We start from the raw sequence: 3,906 nt of genomic DNA on the forward strand, positions 1-3,906 counted from the left end.
GGCGGTCGCCTTCAGCATCAGCGGGTAGCCGATCTCGGCCGCCGCCGCCAGGGCGGCGTCCAGGGTTTCGACCGCACCGCGGCTCCATGGCGCGACCGGGACGCCGACCTCCTCGGCGATCAGCTTCGCGCCGATCTTGTCGCCGAGCTTGCGCATGGCCTCCGCGCTCGGTCCGACGAAGGTGACTCCGACGTTCTCGCACAGCTCCGCGAACGACGGGTCCTCCGCGACGAATCCCCAGCCGACCCACGCCGCGTCGGCCCCGGTCTCCACGAGCGCGCGCTCCAGCGCCTTCAGGTCGAGGTACGGGCGCGCGGACGCGGGGCCGAGGTCGTAGGACAGGTCCGCTTCGCGGACGAAGGTGGCCGTGCGGTCGACGTCGGTGTGCAGGGCGACGGTCTCGATCCGGGTCCCGGTCTCCGCGGCGAGTTCCCGTACTGCGTTGATGAGCCGCATGGCGGCCTCACCACGGTTGACGATGGCGACACGACTGAACACCGACCGAGCCCTCCTGTAGACCAATGATGTGCGCGCCGCGACACGTCCGCCCCCGGCATTGTTCACCTTTCCCTGTACCGGCTGGTAGCGGCATGTCGCAGACAGCGCAGGCTACGCGCCTCCAGTTGTGGGAAACGACCAAAAGCCGTCGGCGGTCCTCGCCTGACCGGTCGGATGCGAGCGGGGTGGCGGAGGCTCAGGAGACGTGGTCCAAGATGGGGTCGGCACTGGTCAGCAGCGTCTCGACGGCGGCTCGGCCGGGGAGCGAAGGGCTGGCCCCGGCACGGGTGGTGGCGAGCGCGCCCGCGGCCATGCCGTGCCTGATCGCGGTGCCGTCGTCCAGCCCGGCGGCGAGTGCGGCACCGAAGAAGCCGGTGAAGGCGTCGCCCGCGGCCGTCGTGTCGACGGGCGTCACCGGGTAGGCGGGGAAATGGCGGGTTCGTGCGGTGGTGACCGACAGGGCGCCGCCCGAACCGAGGGTGATGAGGGCGTGCCGGACGCCGCGTTCGAGGAACCAGGACGCCGCCCGCCCTGCGGACTCCAGGTCGGTGACCGGGATCCCGGTCAGCGCGCCGGCCTCGCTCTCGTTCGGCGTGACGACGTCGACGTGCCGCCACACGTCCTCCGGAAGCTCCTGCGCGGGGGCCGGATCGAGCACGACCGTCAGCCCGGCGGCCGCCCCCGCCTTCGCCGCGTGGCAGGTGACCTGCGTGGGGATCTCCAGTTGGAGCAGGAGCACGCTGACCGCGTCCCGGACGGCCCGGATGCTGTCGTCGACCAGCCCGGTGCCGAGGGAGGCGTTGGCCAGAGGGGTGATGACGATGTCGTTCTCGCCGGAGGCGTCGACGCGGATGTGCGCGACGCCGGTGCGGCCTTCGACCGTGCGGATCTGCGTCAGCGTGACGCCGTGAGACCGCAGGCCGGTCATGACGATGTCGCGGAACGGATCTTGTCCCACGCAACCGGCGAGCCATGTGGGAGACCCGGCGCGAGCGGCGGCGACGGCCTGGTTGGCGCCCTTGCCGCCGAGGACGAGGGTGCAGTCGTCGCCGAGCACGGTCTCGCCGCGGCGTGGGAGCCGCCGGCTGAACGCCGTGACGTCCGCGGTGATGCTCCCGACGACGAGCACGCCATTGGGTTTCATGCGATCTTCTCCAGCCAGATTGCTAAGGGTGCGACCGGTGAGGTCCCGGGCCGCTCTCGATGCCGGACGGCCGTCCGGCCGTCTCGCCGCCCGAGATCAGACGCCGGTGGGGTGCCAGACGGTCTTGGTCTCCATGAAGGCGGCCATCCGGCCGGTTCCCGGGTCGGTGGTCCAGTCGGTGGCGGCCGGGCGCAGCACGCGTTTGAGATTGCCGGCGGCGGCCCGCTCGCAGGCGACGGTCAGCTCGGCGGGCGCGCCGGCGAGGTCGAGGGCGTTGACGTCCATGTGCGAGGCGAGCCAGGGGGCCAGCTCTGAACGGCTCCCGGTGAGGATGTTGACGACGCCGCCCGGGAGGTCGGAGGTGGCCAGCACCTCGGCCAGGGTGATGGACGGCAGCGGGGCCTCCTCGGGTGCCACGACCACGCAGGTGTTGCCGCTGACGATCACCGGGGCGATCACCGAGACCAGGGCGAGCAGCGGGCCCGATGGCGCGATCACCGCGACGACGCCGGTCGGCTCGGTGGTGGACAGGTTGAAGTACGGCCCAGCGACGGGGTTGGCCGAACCCAGGATCGAGGCGATCTTGTCGGCCCAGCCCGCGTACCAGACCCAGAGGTCGATCGCGGCGTCCACCTCGGCCGTGGCGGCGGCGGGGGGCGTTCCCGCCGCGCCGAGTTCCGCGATGAACTGGTGCCGCCGGCCCTCCAGCATCTCCGCGATCCGGTACATGATCTGGCCTCTGCCGTGTGCCGTGGCTCCGGACCAGCCTGCGAAGGCCTTGCGGGCGGCGGACACCGCGTCGCGGGCGTCCTTGCGGGAGGCGCGGGAGGCGTTGGCGAGGAAGTCGCCCTCCGGGCCGGTCACGACATACGACCTGCCGGACTCCGAACGGGGAAAGGCGCCCCCGATGAACAGCTTGTAGGTCTTGCGCACGGTAAGTCGCCGATCAGACATCGAGATACGCCTCCAGTCCATGCCGTCCGCCTTCGCGGCCGTATCCGGACTCCTTGTAGCCGCCGAACGGCGACGTGGGGTCGAAGCGGTTGAAGGTGTTGGCCCACACGACCCCCGCGCGGAGTTTGTCGGCCATCCACAGGATCTGGGAGCCCTTCTCGGTCCATACCCCGGCCGACAGCCCGTAGGGGGTGTTGTTGGCCTTCTCCACCGCCTCGGCCGGGGTGCGGAAGGTCAGCACCGACAGCACCGGGCCGAAGATCTCCTCCCGGGCGATCCGGTGGGACTGGGCCACCCCGGTGAACAGGGTCGGCGGGAACCAGAACCCCTTGTCCGGGAGCGGACACGAAACCGACCACCGGTGCGCGCCCTCCAGCTCCCCCGCCGCGCTCAGTGATGTGATCCTCTCCAGCTGGGCGGCGGAGTTGATCGCGCCGATGTCGGTGTTCTTGTCCAGCGGGTCGCCCAGGCGCAGGGTGCCCAGGCGGCGTTTGAGCGCCTCCAGCAGCTCCTGGTGGATCGATTCCTGCACCAGCAGCCGTGAACCCGCGCAGCACACGTGGCCCTGGTTGAAGAAGATGCCGGTGACGATGCCCTCGACGGCCTGGTCGATCGGCGCGTCGTCGAACACGATGTTGGCGGCCTTGCCGCCCAGCTCCAGGGTGAGTTTCTTGCCCGTCCCGGCGACCTGGCGGGCGATCATGCGGCCGACGTCGGTGGACCCGGTGAAGGCGACCTTGTTCACCCCCGGGTGGTTCACCAGCGCCTGCCCGGTGGGTCCGGCGCCGGTGACGATGTTGACCACACCCGCGGGCAGATCGGCCTGGGCGCAGATGTCGGCGAACGCCAGCGCGGTCAGCGGGGTGGTCTCGGCCGGTTTGAGCACCACGGTGTTCCCGCACGCCAGGGCAGGGGCGATCTTCCAGGCCAGCATCAGCAGCGGGAAGTTCCACGGGATGACCTGCGCGGCCACCCCCAGCGGCGCCGGATCGGCCCCGAGCCCGGCGTGGCCGAGCTTGTCGGCCCACCCCGCGTAGTAGAAGAAATGCGCCGCGACCAGCGGAAGGTCCACATCGCGGGACTCGCGGATCGGTTTGCCGTTGTCCAGCGACTCCAGCACCGCCAGCTCGCGGGCGCGTTCCTGGATGATACGGGCGATCCGGAACAGGTACTTGGCCCGCTCCCGCCCCGCGAGCCGCCCCCAGACCGACTCATAGGCCGCGCGGGCCGCCGCCACGGCCCGGTCGACGTCGGCCTCACCCGCCAGGGAGAACTCCGCCAGCACCTCCTCGGTGGCCGGGTTGATGGTC

At 71.2% G+C, this 3,906-nt stretch carries 4 protein-coding genes; all 4 read right to left on the reverse strand.

What is annotated here, in order from left to right:
• The coding region (locus AB0B89_RS35260; protein WP_358561776.1) for a biotin carboxylase N-terminal domain-containing protein at positions 1 to 498 on the reverse strand (498 nt) is incomplete at its 3' end.
• Between the two features lie 196 nt (positions 499 to 694).
• Positions 695 to 1,642, reverse strand: coding sequence for a ribokinase (locus tag AB0B89_RS35265; protein ID WP_358561779.1), 948 nt, complete (start codon positions 1,640 to 1,642; stop codon positions 695 to 697).
• 96 nt (positions 1,643 to 1,738) lie between these two features.
• A complete protein-coding gene (locus AB0B89_RS35270; RefSeq protein ID WP_358561782.1) occupies positions 1,739 to 2,596 on the reverse strand; it encodes an aldehyde dehydrogenase family protein in 858 nt (285 codons plus the stop codon).
• Positions 2,589 to 3,906, reverse strand: a 1,318-nt coding sequence (locus AB0B89_RS35275) for an aldehyde dehydrogenase family protein (RefSeq protein WP_358561785.1), incomplete at its 5' end; no start/stop codon positions are given. The genes AB0B89_RS35270 and AB0B89_RS35275, both read right to left, overlap by 8 nt.

Source organism: Sphaerisporangium sp. NPDC049002 (assembly GCF_040649355.1).
GTDB lineage: Bacteria > Actinomycetota > Actinomycetes > Streptosporangiales > Streptosporangiaceae > Sphaerisporangium.

Coding starts and splice junctions, on each gene's coding strand:
- AB0B89_RS35265 (WP_358561779.1), bottom strand. CDS start 1,642: ATGAAACCCAATGGCGTGCTCGTCGTCGGGAGCATCACCGCGGACGTC.
- AB0B89_RS35270 (WP_358561782.1), bottom strand. CDS start 2,596: ATGTCTGATCGGCGACTTACCGTGCGCAAGACCTACAAGCTGTTCATC.